The sequence below is a fragment of the Alkalibacterium sp. f15 genome (assembly GCF_049389645.1).
In the GTDB taxonomy this organism is placed as follows: Bacteria; Bacillota; Bacilli; order Lactobacillales; family Carnobacteriaceae_A; genus Alkalibacterium.
The window spans coordinates 972,298-988,355 of the sequence record NZ_CP186540.1 but is presented as its reverse complement, the minus strand read 5'-3'; the positions used below and the strand labels follow the sequence as shown (position 1 = coordinate 988,355).

Sequence of the window (16,058 nt, the reverse complement as noted above, 5' to 3'; positions counted from 1 at the left end):
TGATATGTTTAGTGACACAGATGAAGAAGTGAAATACGCTTTAATAGATACGCTAAAGTTGATTATATCCAGCTTAAAACAACAGAAATCTCGATGTATCATGCTGTTAGTATCCATGCTGTTAGATATCTTTTTTAATGTTGGAATAGCCGGTGCTACAAATATTCTGATTACCTCCATTACTAATAGAAATGAGAGTGCTTTCTTTGAGTATTTAATAATCTTTTCAGTTATAGGAATAACATTAGCATTATTCTCCATTATTTATCCTTTTGTTCAGTCACTCATTCAATTATCTGTTGAGCAATTTCTCTCATTAGAAATTTACAAAAGTATTCACGAAAAAAAATATTCAGAAGTCGTTCGATTTAATTTGAGTGACTTAATTTCTAGACTAATTTACGATTCAAGAAACTTAAGTGAGAACTTACTGTCTAATAGTATAAATATACTATACAATGTTATCCTATTTTTCGCTTCATCTCTTTATTTGTTTTATGTCCAATGGCAACTAGCTTTAATTATCATTGGTTCTGGGTTCGTAACCATATTTTTAGCAAAAAAATTTAGCACCATCCAACAAGAAATTTCTTTAGATCTTCAAAGTACTCAATCAGAAAGAAGGCAATATCTACAGGATTATGTAACTAACTTAGATTATATAAAAACTTTTCAAAAGCAGGATGTATTTCTGAAAAAATATAATGATATTAGAGAAAAAGAAAATAAAATAGTTGCTAAAAAAACCAGTACACTAAGTCTCCTCTCTTTTTTAATGAATGTATTCAACTAAACTGTGTATGTTGTAAGTGTCGTTATCCTGGCATACTTAGCAATAAATAATCAGTTTGATGTAGGAACTTTTTCTGCTTTTTTACTTTTGATAGGTAAAGTACAATCTCCGTTTATGATGATTGCTAACAGTTACGCTCAAATACAAAATGCTTACGGCTCTAGTAATAGGATTTTAGAAGTAATAAATTCAAATATCATTCATGAAAAGCCTCTTTTCGAAATAAGCCAAAAAAATATAAATCCTGATTCAAATTCGCTTTTGAGCTTGGTAAATGTCGATTACTATGATGAGTCGTCAACGTTTAAGCTAGAAAATATCTTTTTCGAGCTAGAAAAAAACGAAATTGTAGCAATTGTTGGAGAATCCGGAGCTGGAAAAACTACTCTAATGAAATTAATGATGGGCTTAATTTCTCCTAATAAAGGTATTATCCGATTAAACGGAGAAGATATTACTGGTAGAAATGAAGGACTTCTTTCATTCTTTACTTATGTTCCCCAAGAAAGCCTGCTGTTTGAAGGAAGTATTGAAGAAAACTTAACTTTAGGTAAAGAGAAAAGTGATAATGAAAAATACAATGCCCTTTCACTGTCAAATTCTGAACATCTTTTACATAACTTCCCTAACTCTTTAAATGTTAAATTATCTGAACTGGCAAAAAATCTTTCTGGTGGTCAAAAATCGAGAATAAGCTTATCCAGAGCCTTATTGAAAGACGCCTCCATTCTATTGATTGATGAAGGTACTGCTAGTTTAGATAAAAAATCAAGCAATACAATAGTTAGAAATTTAATGGAATATGTTACCTTTGATAGATCAATCGTAATGATTACTCATAGACTAAACGAAATAGAAAATGTCGATAAAGTATATGAAATAATAGATGGAACCTTAATAAGAAGAAAATAGAGGAGCTAAAAAAATGATTTATAAACTTGATGAAAATATAAAGCTAGTAGATATTAAAGAGAAATTGTTTGTATACAATATTTCTAATGGGGATTGCTTTGGAATAGAGGGAGTTGGCTTGGAAATCATTCAAGGGATAGAAGAGGAGAAAAATATTGAAGTTATTATCGAGAATATATTTTCAAATTACGATGTCACGAAGGAACAAGCAACGCACGATGTAAAAAATTATATACGACAACTACTTAAAAATAACCTTATTATTAAGTAGTTGGGAATATTATTGAGAAATGAGGACTTTCATGTTAGAAGAAAAACTAATTCTTTTAATTGTAAATAATTATATAAACGGTGAAAATACTATTGAAATACCTACCGAAATTGATTATAAAAGACTATTTAATATAGCAAAAGAACAAAAAATATTTCCTATTGTTTATAATTATGTCAGAATATTTATTCCAAAAGAAATTGATCAAGTATATACATCAGAATATCTATTCTGGAGGTTAGATTTTTTAAATAAAGTAAGTGAAACAAAAAAAATATTATCAGTATCAAAAGAAGATACTATCCCTATAATACTAATCAAAGGAATAGTGTTATCATCATGGCTGTATGATAATAGTTATGATAGGTATTTTAGTGATATGGATTTCATTATCTATCCAAACGATATTCTTAAAATGGAAAAAATACTTACTAACATGAATTATTTGAAATGCTTTGGTTTGCTAGACAGAAGAGAAGATGAAAAATTTGGGGTAATATATAAAGACAAATTAACGAATAATAAAACTTCTACTATATACAACTTTATACATGATAATCATGAAGTTACCTATTCAAAAAAAATAGGTCCTTTTAAAGTTGATGTGGAACTTAAAAGAGGGACTAGCAGTATACCTGATCCAAATAATTTTGAAAATCTTCTAGATTCAAAAATCAAAACTACTATTAGTGATATTGAGGTTCAGACGCTTAACAAAACTAATACCTTAATTCATCTATTTTCAAATACATTTGAAAATACAGAGAACTCGCTATTTATAACAAAGTCAGCCAATTTAAGAGATTACTTAGACATTGTGCTCTTTTTAAAAAAAGAACAATCTCAAATTAATTGGGAATCTTTTTCAGAGATATCGAATAAATTAAAATTAATAAATAAGATTGAGTATATTTATAATAATCTAAAAAAGATTTTCCCTAAGGAAAATCTAGTTAATGTGCCTAAGATAATAAAAAAACACATAAGTAATATTGAAAGTGATAATTCTACTTTATCAAGTGGTTCCTTAGTAGAATGGCCAACCTCTATTCTAGACCGTCTTTTTAAACCTCGCTCAGAGTTAAGAGAAGAGTTTTTCAAGTTATTTAAAAGGAGGATTCATAGTAAATACAATGAAAACTTTAACAATCCTACTTTATTAAACACAGAACATAATTTTATAGATAATAAATATAATAAGTATTCTTTTTCATATTCTTTTGATCTAGACGATGATATTTTTCGTATTTCTTTTAGGTTACCTACTGACCTGTATAATAAATTAAATAATTTATGCCTAATAGTAACCTTTTTAGAAAATGGCAAGAATAGCCATATTACTTACAAAAACATTTTCATTCGTCAGAGAGAAAAAAGGATAGTTGCAGATTTAAGTCATTTAAATATTTATACAGATTTGGCAGAAGAATCTCCTTGTCAGGAAGTACAAGTCGAATTTAACATTGATATGGTTAATCTAGTTTTAGAATATTCATTTGAAGAACTTAAAATAAATCCTCATTTAACAAACGGTTTCTTGTCTTATAATATCGGTTTGCAGGAAGAGGTTTTACCTAATTATGGACAATTAATTGGAACTCAGTATTCTCAACTTCATTTAGGTTTATTAAAAGTTTTTTAGAAATCTAATAAATAAATACTTCTACGAGTAATACTTATTTAACAATTTATCTATAAGAATCATAATGCCGATGAACGTAATGTACTCTCTTGTTTATTTGAAAAATAATAATGCAAAAAAGCGCAAAAAACCAAGCACCCTGTTATTTTATCCCAGGAATCGTTAGAAGCAAGTCATATTCCTCAGGAAAGTGAAACAGAATATACTTAAGGATGTGGCATTCGATCTGGCGGATCTTTTCACTGTAGAAACGGTACTCGTCTAGCGAGTCCTCGAGTAATTGCCGATCAGTGACTGACAGTTTTCCGTCCATCGCTGAGTATATCCTCCGGAGATGCTTTGACTCTCCCGTGCATACAAGCACTGACAGACGCCAAGCTTAACACTTCACCGTTAATAAACAGCTGAAGCAGGGCTTGTCCTGTTTTGGAAAAAACATCAGACAAGTAACCAGTCAATTTAATATTGGATTGTTGTAGAATATTATGCAATTCGTTCTTCGCCTACGTTCGTTTTTGGGTGTAGGACAGCCGACTGCGTGTCATGAGACGCAGTTCCATGACTTCAGGCGCTGGAATGTAAGACTATTGAATCAGTCCACAACGACCGAGTTACGCAATCCATTCGGCATCTTTCATATCGGTCTTACGCCCGGGAACATTTTTAATGTGTTGAGGATTAGCCAAAATCAACTGACCTGTTCCTTCGGAAAAAAATATTAAACACGGGAACCCAATACTGCCCCGTACTTTCCATGAAGATATCTGTGACGTGATGGTCTTCCAGCCACTGAAGGGCCTGTCAAAGTTCACCCGTTAGGGTGCCAAATGTTTTCTGAATTTTTTTAGGTCGATTTGTATCTAAAGGACCGTCAAGAATACAACAAACGATTTATTTCTGATACACATCAATACCACAACAAGTTTCAATCATCATTTCCATGAGAATAACCTCCATCAATAAATTAGGAAACAGACCGTCTTATAAAATGTTGTAATTTAATTTTCACATTCAAAGATGTATTCGGCTTATCGCAAAAGATAAGAAGGTCATCCAGTTTTTTATACAGATTCGGCAAAACCAATTAAGAGTGATTATTGTTTACTAATTAGATTATAGAATAAAAAACTTTCTCTGTCGTGGTTTAGATTGCGAAGTAATCATAATGTTTTTTATATTAAAATAACGAATATATGATTTTAGCGATGAAGAACTGTACTTTTAATTACTTGCGTATTTATGAAAGTAATTTATCTGTAAATTTCAAATTTAAGTTAGCCACTTGATAAAAAAATTATATAAGCAATTTTACTTGAGACATGTTATTGCTGATCCTACTTTTGTTGAACAGGAAATAACTCATTAAATTACTAGTCGAAATAAGTTTATGAGTTTCATACATGAAATTACATAGAATCGTGTATCCAGAACCTTATAAAATTAAGTCTCTTTTTGTCTTGAAAAGTGTATAATTCACTTGTTTAAACATAAGTAATTAAATAAAAATTACTTTAAAGAGGAATCTCCAGTTTTCTGATCTTACCTAATTGAATTAATCGTAAATTTTCATTTGAATCGCTGTTTCACACAATTACAACTCACTTGCTGATAAAAATGTTTTTTTGATTTTTTTAATGAAAAATCTGGGCGCACTTTCAGCGCTATTACACGCTTCAAAATCGATACTCTTATATAGTTACTTTTATTAATAGTTATTTCAATATGAGATTTATTCTCACTTTTTTTCAATCAAATTAGAGTATCTATAATGTTTGTAACTGCAAACGCTATAGACACTATTGTAATCATTCAATGAAACATATTTGTCTTCTTCATAGACACTTTTTCGAGGCATTATTATATAACTTGTGTTAAACATGAAAAAGTTTGATATACTATTATCAATATAAAGTATTTGCTAAATGATTAGTCAATAAAGGAGTTGATAAAATGAATACTTGGATTTCGTATATTCTTATAGTTCTATTTATTATTAGTCTTTCTTATATTTTTGTGAAACAAATAAAGCACACGTTATCATTGCACAAAAAACGAAATTTAATGATTCAAAAAAGATTGTTGGTAATTAGCTATTTAACAACTTTTGCAATCGCTGGGTTTTTAATAACATTCATATTGAACGTTTTAATATACTTACAAGTTTTTCTGTCAAACGTATTTACAAGCAACAACACTGCTATCGCTTGTTTTTTATTCCTTGTTTTTTTCCTTTTTTTAAAGTATGGGATTAGCCCTAAAAAAAAGTTTAGTAGTTTTTTTCAGAAAGTGTAAAAATTTATCTTATAAAAGAAAAAAATAATCCAACTAAATATCAAGTCTTCTGATATAGATATTGCTATCTATTATATAAACAGTGTCTCTAGTTATTCCTTTCTCTTCAATAATTTGTTTAATTGGAAAATCTTGCTTAATAATAGTTGCTATTTCTTATCAATAGACATTACAGATAGAATAGTAGCAGAATTTATAACAGGAATATTCAATACACAATACATGAAATTGGATAAAATCGTGTATCAGGAATCCCTCTATACAACGGTCCTTATTCTTTCCAATTAGTGGATACATGATTATCTCGTATAACAAATGTAATTATGTATCGCTTTTGTTAGGAGGAGAGCTGTTTTAAAGGAGTTAAACATCCATCCCCTATGAGCATAGGAATACATTAATGACTTTTATTCTATTTAAAATGAAATCAATACACTGAATATAAATAAAGCGTGTAAGTCATAAAAAAATGACTTACACGCTTTTGATTTATATTTGTTGGTTATTCAATCGTAATACACTTCATCTAAAAACAAGCCTTGAGAAGGTACGGTTCTTCCTCCGTCACTTCGGATGCCGCTCTTGAAAACCTCATCAATTACTTCCAGCTCCATAGTTCCAGCACCGATATCGAGGATCGTCCCCATTATGATTCGGACCATCTTATGCAGGAAGCCTTCTCCTGTGAAGGTGAAGTGCAGCATGTTTCCTTCTTTTTCGATTGTTATATTTTCCAGGGTTCTGACGGTCGTTTTTTTCGATTTCTTGATTGCTGAATAACCGACAAAGTCGTGTCTGCCAATGAATTTGGAACAAGCTTCTTGCATTTTATCGATATCCAGAGGCTCAGGAAAATAGAAACTGTAGTTACGTTCGAATGCGGAAGGAATCATATGGTTCAAAACGTAGTAACTGTACTGTTTTCCACTGGCATGATAGCGAGAGTGGAACCGTTCAGGCACTTCTTCCAGTTTTTTGACGATAATGTCTTGAGGAAGATTGTGTATCAGAATTTTCTGCATTTCTCCCAGATCCATTGTAGACTCTGTCTTGAAATTGGCGATTTGTGCTCTGGCATGTGTTCCGGCATCAGTGCGTCCTGAGCCTACAATCTCAACGTCAGCCTTTGTCAGTTGTGAAAGGACGTTCTCGATTTTCCCCTGAATCGTCTTGTCTGAATCTCCAAGACGCTGCCAGCCTAAATAGCGGCCGCCATCATATTCAATCGTCATTTTTATGTTTCTCATTGTATCCCTCTTCATCATTTTATTTTATCTAGCTATTGATCTGGTTTACTATTAATACGATCATAAAGTGCTCTCTTATAATCTCATAAATCAGCCGAAAAACCTAATCAACATAACGAACAAGTCGTTTATTAGTGTGTGTGATCATGTTATCTTTGAAAGCAATATTATATGTATCTCTATGATATACTAAATTTAAAGACGCTACTTAAAAAACCGAAAAATTTTGTTTTACATATAATTATTTCCGAAAAATATTTTTAAGAAAAGAGGAGCGACAATGGAGACACACACTGGAAAGGAAAAATGGAATCGAGCTGCGGCTTTATATATTCGCATGCAGGTGTTTGTTATGGAACGAGATATTCCACTCAAGGTAGAATTTGATTCGGAAGATCATGACGAAATGATCTATGTGGTTATTTATGATGGAGAGAAACCTGTGGCAACCGGACGTCATAAACAAATCGACTCAGATACCATCCGGCCTGGAAGAGTTGCTGTTTTAAAAGAGTACCGAAAAAAAGGATTGGGAGAATTAGTGGTGAAAGAACTGGAAGCGTTGGGTAAAAAGCAGGGATGTACGACATCCGTGATACACGGGGAACTAAGTGCCGCTGGATTTTACGAAAAACTGGGTTACACGAGAGAGTCTGACATCTATTATGAAGACGGTGTCCCTTGTGTGACGTTGAAAAAATCGCTGTGAAAAGAGGAACCAGCGATTTTTTTGTATTAAAATTTGTAAAAAAATAGAGTGGCTTGAGACGAAAATATTCATTGAGTAATGAACGCTCAGTCATCGTCCTTCAACATGTATTTAGACGTATAGTAGCTGAATAATGTTGCGATAAATAAAAGAATGGAAAACAATGTCAAACGTCCGTCTAAAGCGATCCATTGCCAGATGAAAAAGAGTCCGAATAGTATATAAAAGGCAATTATGACAATATATAATATTTTCTGTTTCAAGTTAAGCAGTCCTTTCCGTATAGATCATCTTTACGCATGTATTTTCATAAAAATGCATGCGTAAAACAGTATTCGACATCATTGATCTGTGAAGAGGTATACTTAAAAGCAACACAACTGGATTCATGATCACTCTCCTCGATTAAATAGTATACATATATAATAACAATGATAGCGCGTTCACTGAAACGATAAGATTGATTATATTGTCAAGCTCTTTTGTGGGCTTATACATAAAACGGTTAAAGAATGGAGGAACAAGGATGGACTATAGAATTGTAGAGAAAGACCCGATCAAATTGATAGCCAAGGTCGAACAGTTTCCGAATGAATCGATTGATGATTCGAGTGATGTGGAGAATGAAATACCTGGTTTTTGGGAAAGAAGTAGGAAAACAGCTGTGTTTGATACGCTGAAAGAACATGCGCTGACGGAAGATCTTTATGGCGTGTGTGCACCGATTTCAAAAGACAGGGACTATTTTGATTACGGAATCGCCATGCTGCATGATGGTAGCCAAATTCCAGCAGGCTATCAGATCTGGGAAGTGAAGCCGGCGCTTTGGGCAGTCTTCCCTAGTATTGGGGACAGTCCTGACTGTATCGGAGAGACATGGGAAAGAATATTAAAAGAATTCCTGCCGGGATCCAATTATCAGATGCTGGATGATACGGATTTTGAATTGTATCCCGCACAAAAAGATGATGATCTATTTTGTGAAATATGGATACCGGTTATGAAAAAACTGGTGTAAAAGAACTTTAAGAGTCAATAAAAAATGGCATATCGATCAGTTAAAGCAACAAAACGCCCTTTTCCATTTTCAGGAAGAGGGCGTTTTGTTCAGTGGTTATTAAGCTGCTTGTGTTTGTCTACGTGTTTTAACGGCTTGGGAAACTTGAACACCGTATTGAGCAACTGTCCAAACCAAGAATAGCGTAAATGGAATGAAGAACAATAACGATCCTCTGACAGGCGCTAAAGAAGCCACGTGATAATAAACGAGCGTGATACCTGTAGTCATAAACCCATTAATATAAAGAGTCAATTGAGACAAGACACGGAGTTTACTCATGACATAACTCACTCCGGCCAAAACGAATGCGGTGAGAGCGGCATAGCCAAACGGATTTGTTACGGATGCTAGTCCAATAGTTGAGAACAGACTGGCTTCAATGAGAATGTGTGCGCCTATAAACGTTAGACTAGCTAAAACGCCTGCTATACCTAACTGTTTACTTTTTTGTGAGGCAAATATAACGATCCCACTCATAAATATGTAAGCAAGTGTACCGACGACCATCGAGCGTCCGTGATCAGAATAAGCAGGTAGAACAGCTGATGATAACGCTATGAACATGACAACTGCAAGTGAGACGAAAGCAAGTGAAGCAAGGATGGATTGTGATTTTTTCATTGTTATTAATCTCCTTATGTATTTTTATGTAATAACTTATAAAGATAAAGTTAACATATGCCCGGGTCTTTATCAACTAAAAAAGGGTTTAAATGTAATAATATTATGAGCTTTGCGCATTGCTGTTGCATTTGTTAGATTATATCTATTATAATATGAATGTTACTAAGAAGTAAGGAGAGATACATAGATGATTGAACATAACAGTAAATTGACGACGTCTACAGGGGCACCTGTCGGAGATAATCAGAATTCTATTACAGCAGGACAACATGGACCGACACTGCTTCAGGACGTCCATTTAATTGAAAAGCTTGCTCATTTCAACCGTGAACGTGTACCCGAACGTGTTGTCCATGCGAAAGGTGCCGGAGCTCATGGGCATTTCACTGTCACGAATCCCGATATTGCCAACTATACGAAGGCCGATTTCTTATCAACAGAAGGTAAAGAAACACCCATGTTTATCCGACTTTCTACTGTCGCAGGCGAATTAGGCTCAGCTGATACAGTCAGAGATCCCAGAGGCTTTTCTGTCAAATTTTATACCGATGAAGGCAATTACGATCTTGTTGGAAACAATACACCTGTTTTCTTTATACGTGATGCAATCAAGTTTCCAGATTTCATTCACACTCAAAAACGTGACCCTCAAACCAATCTGAAAGATGCCAATATGGTCTGGGATTTCTGGTCTTTATCACCTGAATCCTTGCACCAGATCACTATTCTGCATTCTGACCGCGGGATTCCTGCAACGCTTCGCCACATGCAGGGATACGGTAGTCATACCTTTAAATGGGTAAACAAAGAAGGGGACTCATGCTGGGTGAAATATCACTTCAGAACGGACCAGGGGGTTAAGAATATGGATCCTAAGGTCGCTGAAAAAATTGCGGGTGAACACCCTGATTACCATGCAGAAGATTTATTTAATGCGATTGAGGAAGGCGACTTCCCATCTTGGACGCTGAAAGTACAAATCATGCCGGAAGAAGATGCGTTGCAGTATGCGTATGACCCGTTTGATATTACCAAAGTCTGGTCTCACAAAGATTACCCACTTATCGAAGTAGGAAAAATGGTCTTGGATCGAAACCCTGAAAATTACTTTGCGGAAGTCGAACAGTCAGCTTTCTCACCTGGGAACTTTGTGCCGGGCGTGGAAGCGTCACCGGATAAAATGCTTCAAGGCCGCTTGTTTGCCTACGCAGATGCGCATCGTTACCGTATTGGTGCCAACCATAACCAGTTGCCGATCAATTCACCTAAAGTTGAAGTGAAAAACCATCAGCGCGGTGGAACGATGTCTTACAGTAATGGTGGAAGTGCCGTCAACTATGAACCGAACAGCTATGACGAATTGAAAGAATCGAAAGAAGATAAGACCAAACCGTTCAACGTCTCGGGGGAAGCAGATAGTGTCGCATATGACAATGACGACCATTTCTCCCAACCGCGTCAATTGATAGAAGAAGTGATGAATGTCGACGAGCGTCAACGACTATACAAAAACTTTGCCGATCATTTAAGCGGCGTGAAAGACGAACGCATCGTAGAGCGTCAGCTGAAATTGTTCCATCGAGTCACGCCGGAACTGGCTGAAGCTGTAGCGAAGCATTTAGAAGTGAAAAACCCAGCTACTGCGAAATAAATAATTAATTACACCGAGCATCTCTCTTCGATTATGAATAGAGATGCTCGGTTTTTTATGATGTGAGCAAGTGAGAAGTTGATTGTATAGCACCGATTGAGAAAAGAAGATAAAATAAAAGAGAGGAACATGAGCTGAACAAACGAGTTAATGAAAGTGGAAAGGACGTGTGTGTCTTGAGACGGTTGAATATAGCGCACAGAGGGTTTAGTGGACGGTACCCGGAGAACACACTAGTTGCTTTCGAGAGAGCGTATGAGGCAGGTGCTGACGGTATGGAGCTGGATGTACGGTTAACTAAAGACAAAGAAGTAGTCATCTTCCATGATGAGACAATCGACAGGATGACAGGTGGAACGGGAAAGTTAAACGACTACACGTTGATTGATCTCGAGTCATACCCCATTACGCATCCATTGCAAGAAAACATAAAGCAGCAATACATTCCGACACTTTCAGACTATCTGATTTGGGCTGAAAACAAACATATTTTAACGAATATAGAATTGAAAAGTGAAGGAGTAGAAGACAACGACTTAGAACAGAAAGTAGCAGAAGCTCTCCGAAAATTTAATATAGAAGAAACTATAATTATCTCTTCTTTTCATCAAAAAAATATTGAGCGTATCAAACAGTTCATGCCAACTGTGAAAACAGGGCTGCTCCTTTTTGAGTGCGATGAACCGACCATACAAAGGGCAAAAGATCTGGGTGCGGAGTTTATTCATTTAAAAGCGAGCGGACTGAATGCTCAAATTATCCAGTTAGCAAACGAGTACGGAATGAGTATCAACGTTTGGACTGTGAATGAAAGTGAAGAATTAAAAAAGATAAACAACCTAGACATAGAGGGTATCATTACAGATCATCCGGACCGATTGAAAAAGATTCAATTTAATCGGTAAAAGTATTAAGTACGCATAAATACACTTATAGAAGAACTTTTTAAAATGGATAGTGGAGCTATTTTGATTCGACAAAGGCTAGCTGGTCAAGCTATAATGAGGTGAACATTAACGTCTTGCACTAAAGTGAAAAAAACACCTAAAATGAATACGATCGAGATTTAAATATTTTTGTATATAGAATGGGGAAAAGATATGAACCGTAAAGTATTGGATCACGATAGCAATATAATGCTAGTAGAAATCGAGTTGAAAAAAGATGAAGTGGGGGATATGCATTCCCATGAATCCGTACAGTTCACATACGTTTTGGAAGGCAAATTTGAGTTTGTTAAAGGTAAAGAAAAAATAGTTGTCTCAAAAGGAGATACACTGTATTTCGCATCCGGAGTTGAACATGGGGTTCTTTGTTTGGAAGATGGCAAATTACTTGATGTGTTTAATCCCATTAGAGAAGACCTTCTGGAAGCTTAAGAGATCATTTTTCATAGTCGAAATTTTTAACAATGACACGGCCACTTCTCATTTAAGAAGTGGTCGTTTTTATCTTAATCAAGCAGTTTCATACTTAGACCTTTAAATGATCAGTCGTTTTTTTGAAAATATTGATGAAATACAGATAAGTTTTTAATTAAGTAGACACCTGCCACTTAACACTTTTGAAATATATTATAAACCTGTTATGATGAATAAGAAAGTTACTTATCATAAAACACTAGTATAGGTGAAATGAGATTGAAAATAAGGAAGGTGTATTAAATGATACATAAGCAATTAGTGATGGGTATGATAAGTACCACTTTGCTGCTGGCTGCATGCGAGCCAGTGGATGAAGCCCTAGAAACAGATGAGATGGAAACAAAATCGAATGAAGCCGTAGTCACGGATGACAGCGAACCGGAAGAAGAAGTCATGGATGAGGCATACTCGGATGAAGAGGTTTCCAGTGATGAGTCGACCGACATAGTGGCTGAAGAGGATGCTGGCTATGAAGTCCTGGAAAAGACAGAAGATATAGAAGAAACGGAATCGGAAATGGTTGATGAAGACGCTGATCTGGTCTTCGATATCGATGCGCTAGAGCTGCCAAATCCGGAAGATTTACCGCTGGATACCGTGTATATCGAAGTGAATGAAAATATTCCATTGTTTACAAATGAAGATTTGGAAGTCAGCGAGCCATTTCAATCCTATGAAACCGAGGATGATTTAGGCCGCGTGGGTGTCGCGGATGCATTATTAGACGTTGAATTAATGCCTGCGGAAGAACGGGGATCTATCGGTCATATCGATCCGACGGGCTGGAACCAGGGGAATTATGAGATCGTCTCAGGGAATTGGCTCTATAACCGCAGCCACCTTATTGGACATCAAATGACCGGGTACGACGGACGTGATAACCTTATGACCGGTACACGTCAGTTCAACGTCGAAGGAATGTTGCCTTTTGAGAACTTCGTCGCTAGTGTTGTAGAATATAGCGAAATGCAAGTTCGTTATCGTGTCACACCGCTTTTTGAAGAAGAGAATCTGCTCTCGCACGGCATTTTGATGGAAGGCTTTTCTGTTGATGATAATGGCGAGACGCTGACCTTTAATGTGTTCGTCCCGAATCAGCAAGACGGCATCGAACTGGACTATGAAACCGGGGACCATCAGTTAGTTGAATAATTTGATACTCAAAAAACAAACCATCTCTCTATTTTGAGAGATGGTTTGTTTTTTTTCTTTATCAAGGTGCAGAGTTTTCGTCTATCTTCGTTAATTTAAAAGAGTCAGCCTTTCTGAGTAAAACAAAGAAACATATGATGGCAATGAAGAGGCTGATAAGTATGATGGGTCCATCAAAGATAGTGATTGTAAGTACATATATAACTGTCAATAAAATCATCCATCGAAATCCAGGGCCATTGGATATCTCCACATGGTCGCCATCGTTGACTGTAAGTGTATTGCTTTTGCCACTGAGCTGTTTTATCTGAATCACTGAATTTTCTTTTGGTAGCAAGACTTCTTTCTCTTCGCCTAGTGCTATTTTTGTTACGGGCTCATCGTTTAACCAGACCTTGAATTTGATTAACGAACCATTGACTTCTGGACTGCGGGTCAGTGTAATCGTCATGTCTGTACCTCCTTTGACATAGATAAGTATAACGTTATATTGATATATACTTATAGTATAACATACTTATCAAGAGATTATCAGACTGCCATTTCAGAGGTTTTTTGTATATACTAAAGTAGAACGTTTGCAAAGGAGAGATTAATTGATGCACTTAGGTTTGAAAAGAAATGAAGTCAGGTTGTTGCCTCATGATCAAGCGTGGAAAAATGCGTTTGAGGAAGTAAAAGAATCGTTGTTGAAACACACTTCCTTAAAGGAGTATCAAATCGAGCATGTCGGGAGTACGGCCATAAAAGAGGTCAAGGCGAAACCGATAATAGATATCTTAGTTGGAATCGAGTCCATTGATGATGATATTTCACTTCTGGAAAAAGACTTGAGGACTTGTGACTTCTATCGCTTGAGAGTAGAACGGCCCAATGAAATCGTCTTTGCAAAATTTACGGATGAATCATTTGAATCTAAGACCCACTACATTCACTTAACTAAGTACCGCGAGAGAATATGGAATGACCTGATCTATTTTAGAAATCATCTTAATACTAACGAAGCTGCAAGAAAAGAATACGAACAAATAAAACTGGAGTTTGTCAGAAGGAAAAGAGAAGGCATAAAAGAGTATACTGACTTAAAAGAGGCCTTCGTGACCAAGGTGCTAAATGATAGAAATGATGATGTAGAAGCATAGTAATAGTAACGTGGATAATATCAAGACTGAAAAATTATTCGGGAGGTTTGTCTATGTCAATAAATAAAAGGATTGCGTTATTTTTTTCAGTATTTTTACTAGTGTCTTATAGCAGTGCGTGTGCAAATTCCGAAAATGAGCGAGACGACAAGGAAGTTAATGAAGGCGTACAAATCGACTTAGAGGCACCGGATGATTTTGATTTCAGTCTTAACTATGGTCCATATGGAATACAAAAAGTCGACACCTTTGAAGAAATTGTTATTAAAGACCTTGTAGAGAACGGGGTAGCGGAAGCTAATATTTCTTTATCGACAAATGAAATGAATCGAATTTATAGCGAAATGATCAAGATTGATATTATGCAAATCAGAGAAGGCGACGCTGTAGATGACGGTGTGGAGTGTGTGTCTGAGCCTCCAATAGTTACTGAATGGACAGTTCAAATGAACGATGAAACAAACAGTTTTTCATTCGATGTCTTATGTGAAGAATCCGAAGTTGTTTCAGATTTAAAAGAATTAGAATGGCTCATACACGAGATGGTTGCTTCTAAAGATGAATACAAAGAATTACCGGAGCCAGTGGGGTTTTACGAGTAAGATAAAAATCTAACAACAGTAAAACGGATCAAATCCTAAAGTAGGATTTGATCCGTTTTGCTTAAATAGAGAGTCTTGGTATAGATGCCTATTCATGGTGCAGATTCATTTATCTTAGTTAAATTAAAAGTATCAGTCTTTATGAGTAAAACAAAGAAACATATGATGGCAATGAAGAGGCTGATAAGTATGGTGGGCCCATCAAGGATAGTGACTATTGGTACAAATAATATTGCAAGCAAAATCATCCATCGAAGTCCCGTCCCATTGCATATCTCCACATGGTCGCCATCGTTGACTGTAAGTGTATTGCTTTTGCCACTGAGCTGTTTTATCTGAATCACAGAGTTTTCTTTTGGTAACGGGACTTCTTTTTCTTCGCCTAGCGCTATTTTTGTTACGTGTTCATTGTTTAACCAGACCTTGAATTTGATTAACGAACCATTGACTTCTGGACTGCGGGTCAGTGTAATCGTCATTTCTGTACCTCCTTTGACATAAATAAGTATAACGTTATATTGATATATATCTTTAGTA

Annotated in this window: 18 protein-coding genes; 12 read left to right on the top strand and 6 right to left on the bottom strand. The window is 35.4% G+C overall.

The annotated features are described in order from the left end of the window. Positions 1–4 precede the first annotated feature (4 nt). Genes ACO1PF_RS04845 through ACO1PF_RS04830 form a run of 4 tightly spaced genes read left to right on the top strand, consistent with a single transcriptional unit; the run spans position 5 to position 3,618 of the window. On the top strand, positions 5–793 hold the full coding sequence (locus tag ACO1PF_RS04845; protein WP_423190204.1) for an ABC transporter transmembrane domain-containing protein: 789 nt from the start codon (positions 5–7) through the stop codon (positions 791–793). A 3-nt stretch (positions 794–796) separates the two neighbouring features. After that, positions 797–1,705, top strand: a complete 909-nt coding sequence (locus ACO1PF_RS04840) for an ATP-binding cassette domain-containing protein (RefSeq protein WP_423190203.1) — start codon at positions 797–799, stop codon at positions 1,703–1,705. A 13-nt stretch (positions 1,706–1,718) separates the two neighbouring features. Continuing rightward, positions 1,719–1,976, top strand: a complete 258-nt coding sequence (locus ACO1PF_RS04835; protein WP_423190202.1) for a PqqD family protein — start codon at positions 1,719–1,721, stop codon at positions 1,974–1,976. 31 nt (positions 1,977–2,007) lie between these two features. After that, entirely contained in the window at positions 2,008–3,618 is a 1,611-nt protein-coding gene (locus ACO1PF_RS04830; protein WP_423190201.1) for a nucleotidyltransferase family protein, read from the top strand. A gap of 142 nt (positions 3,619–3,760) precedes the next feature. Here ACO1PF_RS04830 and ACO1PF_RS04825 read toward each other — a convergent pair whose 3' ends face one another. Further along, positions 3,761–3,931, bottom strand: a complete 171-nt coding sequence (locus ACO1PF_RS04825; protein ID WP_423190200.1) for a hypothetical protein — start codon at positions 3,929–3,931, stop codon at positions 3,761–3,763. A 2,485-nt stretch (positions 3,932–6,416) separates the two neighbouring features. Further along, positions 6,417–7,157: a tRNA pseudouridine(38-40) synthase TruA gene (gene truA, locus ACO1PF_RS04820; RefSeq protein ID WP_410262477.1), complete on the bottom strand. Its 741-nt coding sequence runs from the start codon at positions 7,155–7,157 to the stop codon at positions 6,417–6,419. Between the two features lie 280 nt (positions 7,158–7,437). On the opposite strand from truA, the gene ACO1PF_RS04815 reads away from it, so the two are divergent. After that, complete coding sequence (locus tag ACO1PF_RS04815; RefSeq protein ID WP_423190199.1) at positions 7,438–7,866, top strand: GNAT family N-acetyltransferase; 429 nt, start codon at positions 7,438–7,440, stop codon at positions 7,864–7,866. An 86-nt stretch (positions 7,867–7,952) separates the two neighbouring features. Here the strand turns inward: ACO1PF_RS04815 and ACO1PF_RS04810 are convergent, their stop codons facing one another. Next, positions 7,953–8,129, bottom strand: coding sequence for a hypothetical protein (locus tag ACO1PF_RS04810; RefSeq protein WP_423190198.1), 177 nt, complete (start codon positions 8,127–8,129; stop codon positions 7,953–7,955). Positions 8,130–8,392: 263 nt separating this feature from the next. On the opposite strand from ACO1PF_RS04810, the gene ACO1PF_RS04805 reads away from it, so the two are divergent. Further along, complete coding sequence (locus ACO1PF_RS04805) at positions 8,393–8,884, top strand: GyrI-like domain-containing protein (RefSeq protein WP_423190197.1); 492 nt, start codon at positions 8,393–8,395, stop codon at positions 8,882–8,884. 99 nt (positions 8,885–8,983) lie between these two features. Here the strand turns inward: ACO1PF_RS04805 and ACO1PF_RS04800 are convergent, their stop codons facing one another. Beyond that, positions 8,984–9,547, bottom strand: a complete 564-nt coding sequence (locus ACO1PF_RS04800; protein ID WP_423190196.1) for a hypothetical protein — start codon at positions 9,545–9,547, stop codon at positions 8,984–8,986. Between the two features lie 190 nt (positions 9,548–9,737). Between ACO1PF_RS04800 and ACO1PF_RS04795 the strand changes: the two genes are divergently transcribed. The 4 genes from ACO1PF_RS04795 to ACO1PF_RS04780 all read left to right on the top strand — a co-directional run bounded on the left by ACO1PF_RS04795 (position 9,738) and on the right by ACO1PF_RS04780 (position 13,777). Continuing rightward, the gene (locus tag ACO1PF_RS04795; protein ID WP_423190195.1) at positions 9,738–11,201 is read left to right on the top strand and encodes a catalase; all 1,464 of its coding nucleotides are present in this window, start codon (positions 9,738–9,740) and stop codon (positions 11,199–11,201) included. A gap of 176 nt (positions 11,202–11,377) precedes the next feature. After that, complete coding sequence (locus ACO1PF_RS04790; protein ID WP_423190194.1) at positions 11,378–12,106, top strand: glycerophosphodiester phosphodiesterase; 729 nt, start codon at positions 11,378–11,380, stop codon at positions 12,104–12,106. A 195-nt stretch (positions 12,107–12,301) separates the two neighbouring features. After that, a complete protein-coding gene (locus ACO1PF_RS04785) occupies positions 12,302–12,580 on the top strand; it encodes a cupin domain-containing protein (protein ID WP_423190193.1) in 279 nt (92 codons plus the stop codon). A 285-nt stretch (positions 12,581–12,865) separates the two neighbouring features. After that, a complete protein-coding gene (locus ACO1PF_RS04780; protein WP_423190192.1) occupies positions 12,866–13,777 on the top strand; it encodes a DNA/RNA non-specific endonuclease in 912 nt (303 codons plus the stop codon). A 61-nt stretch (positions 13,778–13,838) separates the two neighbouring features. On the opposite strand, the gene ACO1PF_RS04775 is transcribed toward ACO1PF_RS04780, so the two are convergent. After that, positions 13,839–14,228 carry a hypothetical protein gene (locus ACO1PF_RS04775; protein ID WP_423190191.1) on the bottom strand — a complete coding sequence of 130 codons (390 nt, stop codon included), beginning with the start codon at positions 14,226–14,228 and terminating at the stop codon, positions 13,839–13,841. A gap of 148 nt (positions 14,229–14,376) precedes the next feature. Between ACO1PF_RS04775 and ACO1PF_RS04770 the strand changes: the two genes are divergently transcribed. Both ACO1PF_RS04770 and ACO1PF_RS04765 read left to right on the top strand, forming a co-directional pair. After that, positions 14,377–14,919 (top strand): GrpB family protein, encoded by a 543-nt coding sequence (locus ACO1PF_RS04770; RefSeq protein WP_423190501.1) that lies wholly within the window; start codon positions 14,377–14,379, stop codon positions 14,917–14,919. A 53-nt stretch (positions 14,920–14,972) separates the two neighbouring features. Continuing rightward, entirely contained in the window at positions 14,973–15,521 is a 549-nt protein-coding gene (locus tag ACO1PF_RS04765) for a hypothetical protein (RefSeq protein WP_423190190.1), read from the top strand. Between the two features lie 92 nt (positions 15,522–15,613). Here ACO1PF_RS04765 and ACO1PF_RS04760 read toward each other — a convergent pair whose 3' ends face one another. Next, positions 15,614–16,000, bottom strand: a complete 387-nt coding sequence (locus tag ACO1PF_RS04760) for a hypothetical protein (protein WP_423190189.1) — start codon at positions 15,998–16,000, stop codon at positions 15,614–15,616. Between the last annotated feature and the right edge of the window lie 58 nt (positions 16,001–16,058).

Excerpts from the sequence above, each read along its gene's own strand:
- ACO1PF_RS04825 (WP_423190200.1), bottom strand. The coding sequence starts at position 3,931 with ATGGACGGAAAACTGTCAGTCACTGATCGGCAATTACTCGAGGACTCG.
- ACO1PF_RS04785 (WP_423190193.1), top strand. The coding sequence starts at position 12,302 with ATGAACCGTAAAGTATTGGATCACGATAGCAATATAATGCTAGTAGAA.
- ACO1PF_RS04765 (WP_423190190.1), top strand. The coding sequence starts at position 14,973 with ATGTCAATAAATAAAAGGATTGCGTTATTTTTTTCAGTATTTTTACTA.
- ACO1PF_RS04780 (WP_423190192.1), top strand. The coding sequence starts at position 12,866 with ATGATACATAAGCAATTAGTGATGGGTATGATAAGTACCACTTTGCTG.
- truA (WP_410262477.1), bottom strand. The coding sequence starts at position 7,157 with ATGAGAAACATAAAAATGACGATTGAATATGATGGCGGCCGCTATTTA.
- ACO1PF_RS04835 (WP_423190202.1), top strand. The coding sequence starts at position 1,719 with ATGATTTATAAACTTGATGAAAATATAAAGCTAGTAGATATTAAAGAG.
- ACO1PF_RS04770 (WP_423190501.1), top strand. The coding sequence starts at position 14,377 with ATGCACTTAGGTTTGAAAAGAAATGAAGTCAGGTTGTTGCCTCATGAT.
- ACO1PF_RS04800 (WP_423190196.1), bottom strand. The coding sequence starts at position 9,547 with ATGAAAAAATCACAATCCATCCTTGCTTCACTTGCTTTCGTCTCACTT.
- ACO1PF_RS04815 (WP_423190199.1), top strand. The coding sequence starts at position 7,438 with ATGGAGACACACACTGGAAAGGAAAAATGGAATCGAGCTGCGGCTTTA.
- ACO1PF_RS04805 (WP_423190197.1), top strand. The coding sequence starts at position 8,393 with ATGGACTATAGAATTGTAGAGAAAGACCCGATCAAATTGATAGCCAAG.
- ACO1PF_RS04845 (WP_423190204.1), top strand. The coding sequence starts at position 5 with ATGTTTAGTGACACAGATGAAGAAGTGAAATACGCTTTAATAGATACG.
- ACO1PF_RS04775 (WP_423190191.1), bottom strand. The coding sequence starts at position 14,228 with ATGACGATTACACTGACCCGCAGTCCAGAAGTCAATGGTTCGTTAATC.
- ACO1PF_RS04795 (WP_423190195.1), top strand. The coding sequence starts at position 9,738 with ATGATTGAACATAACAGTAAATTGACGACGTCTACAGGGGCACCTGTC.
- ACO1PF_RS04830 (WP_423190201.1), top strand. The coding sequence starts at position 2,008 with ATGTTAGAAGAAAAACTAATTCTTTTAATTGTAAATAATTATATAAAC.
- ACO1PF_RS04760 (WP_423190189.1), bottom strand. The coding sequence starts at position 16,000 with ATGACGATTACACTGACCCGCAGTCCAGAAGTCAATGGTTCGTTAATC.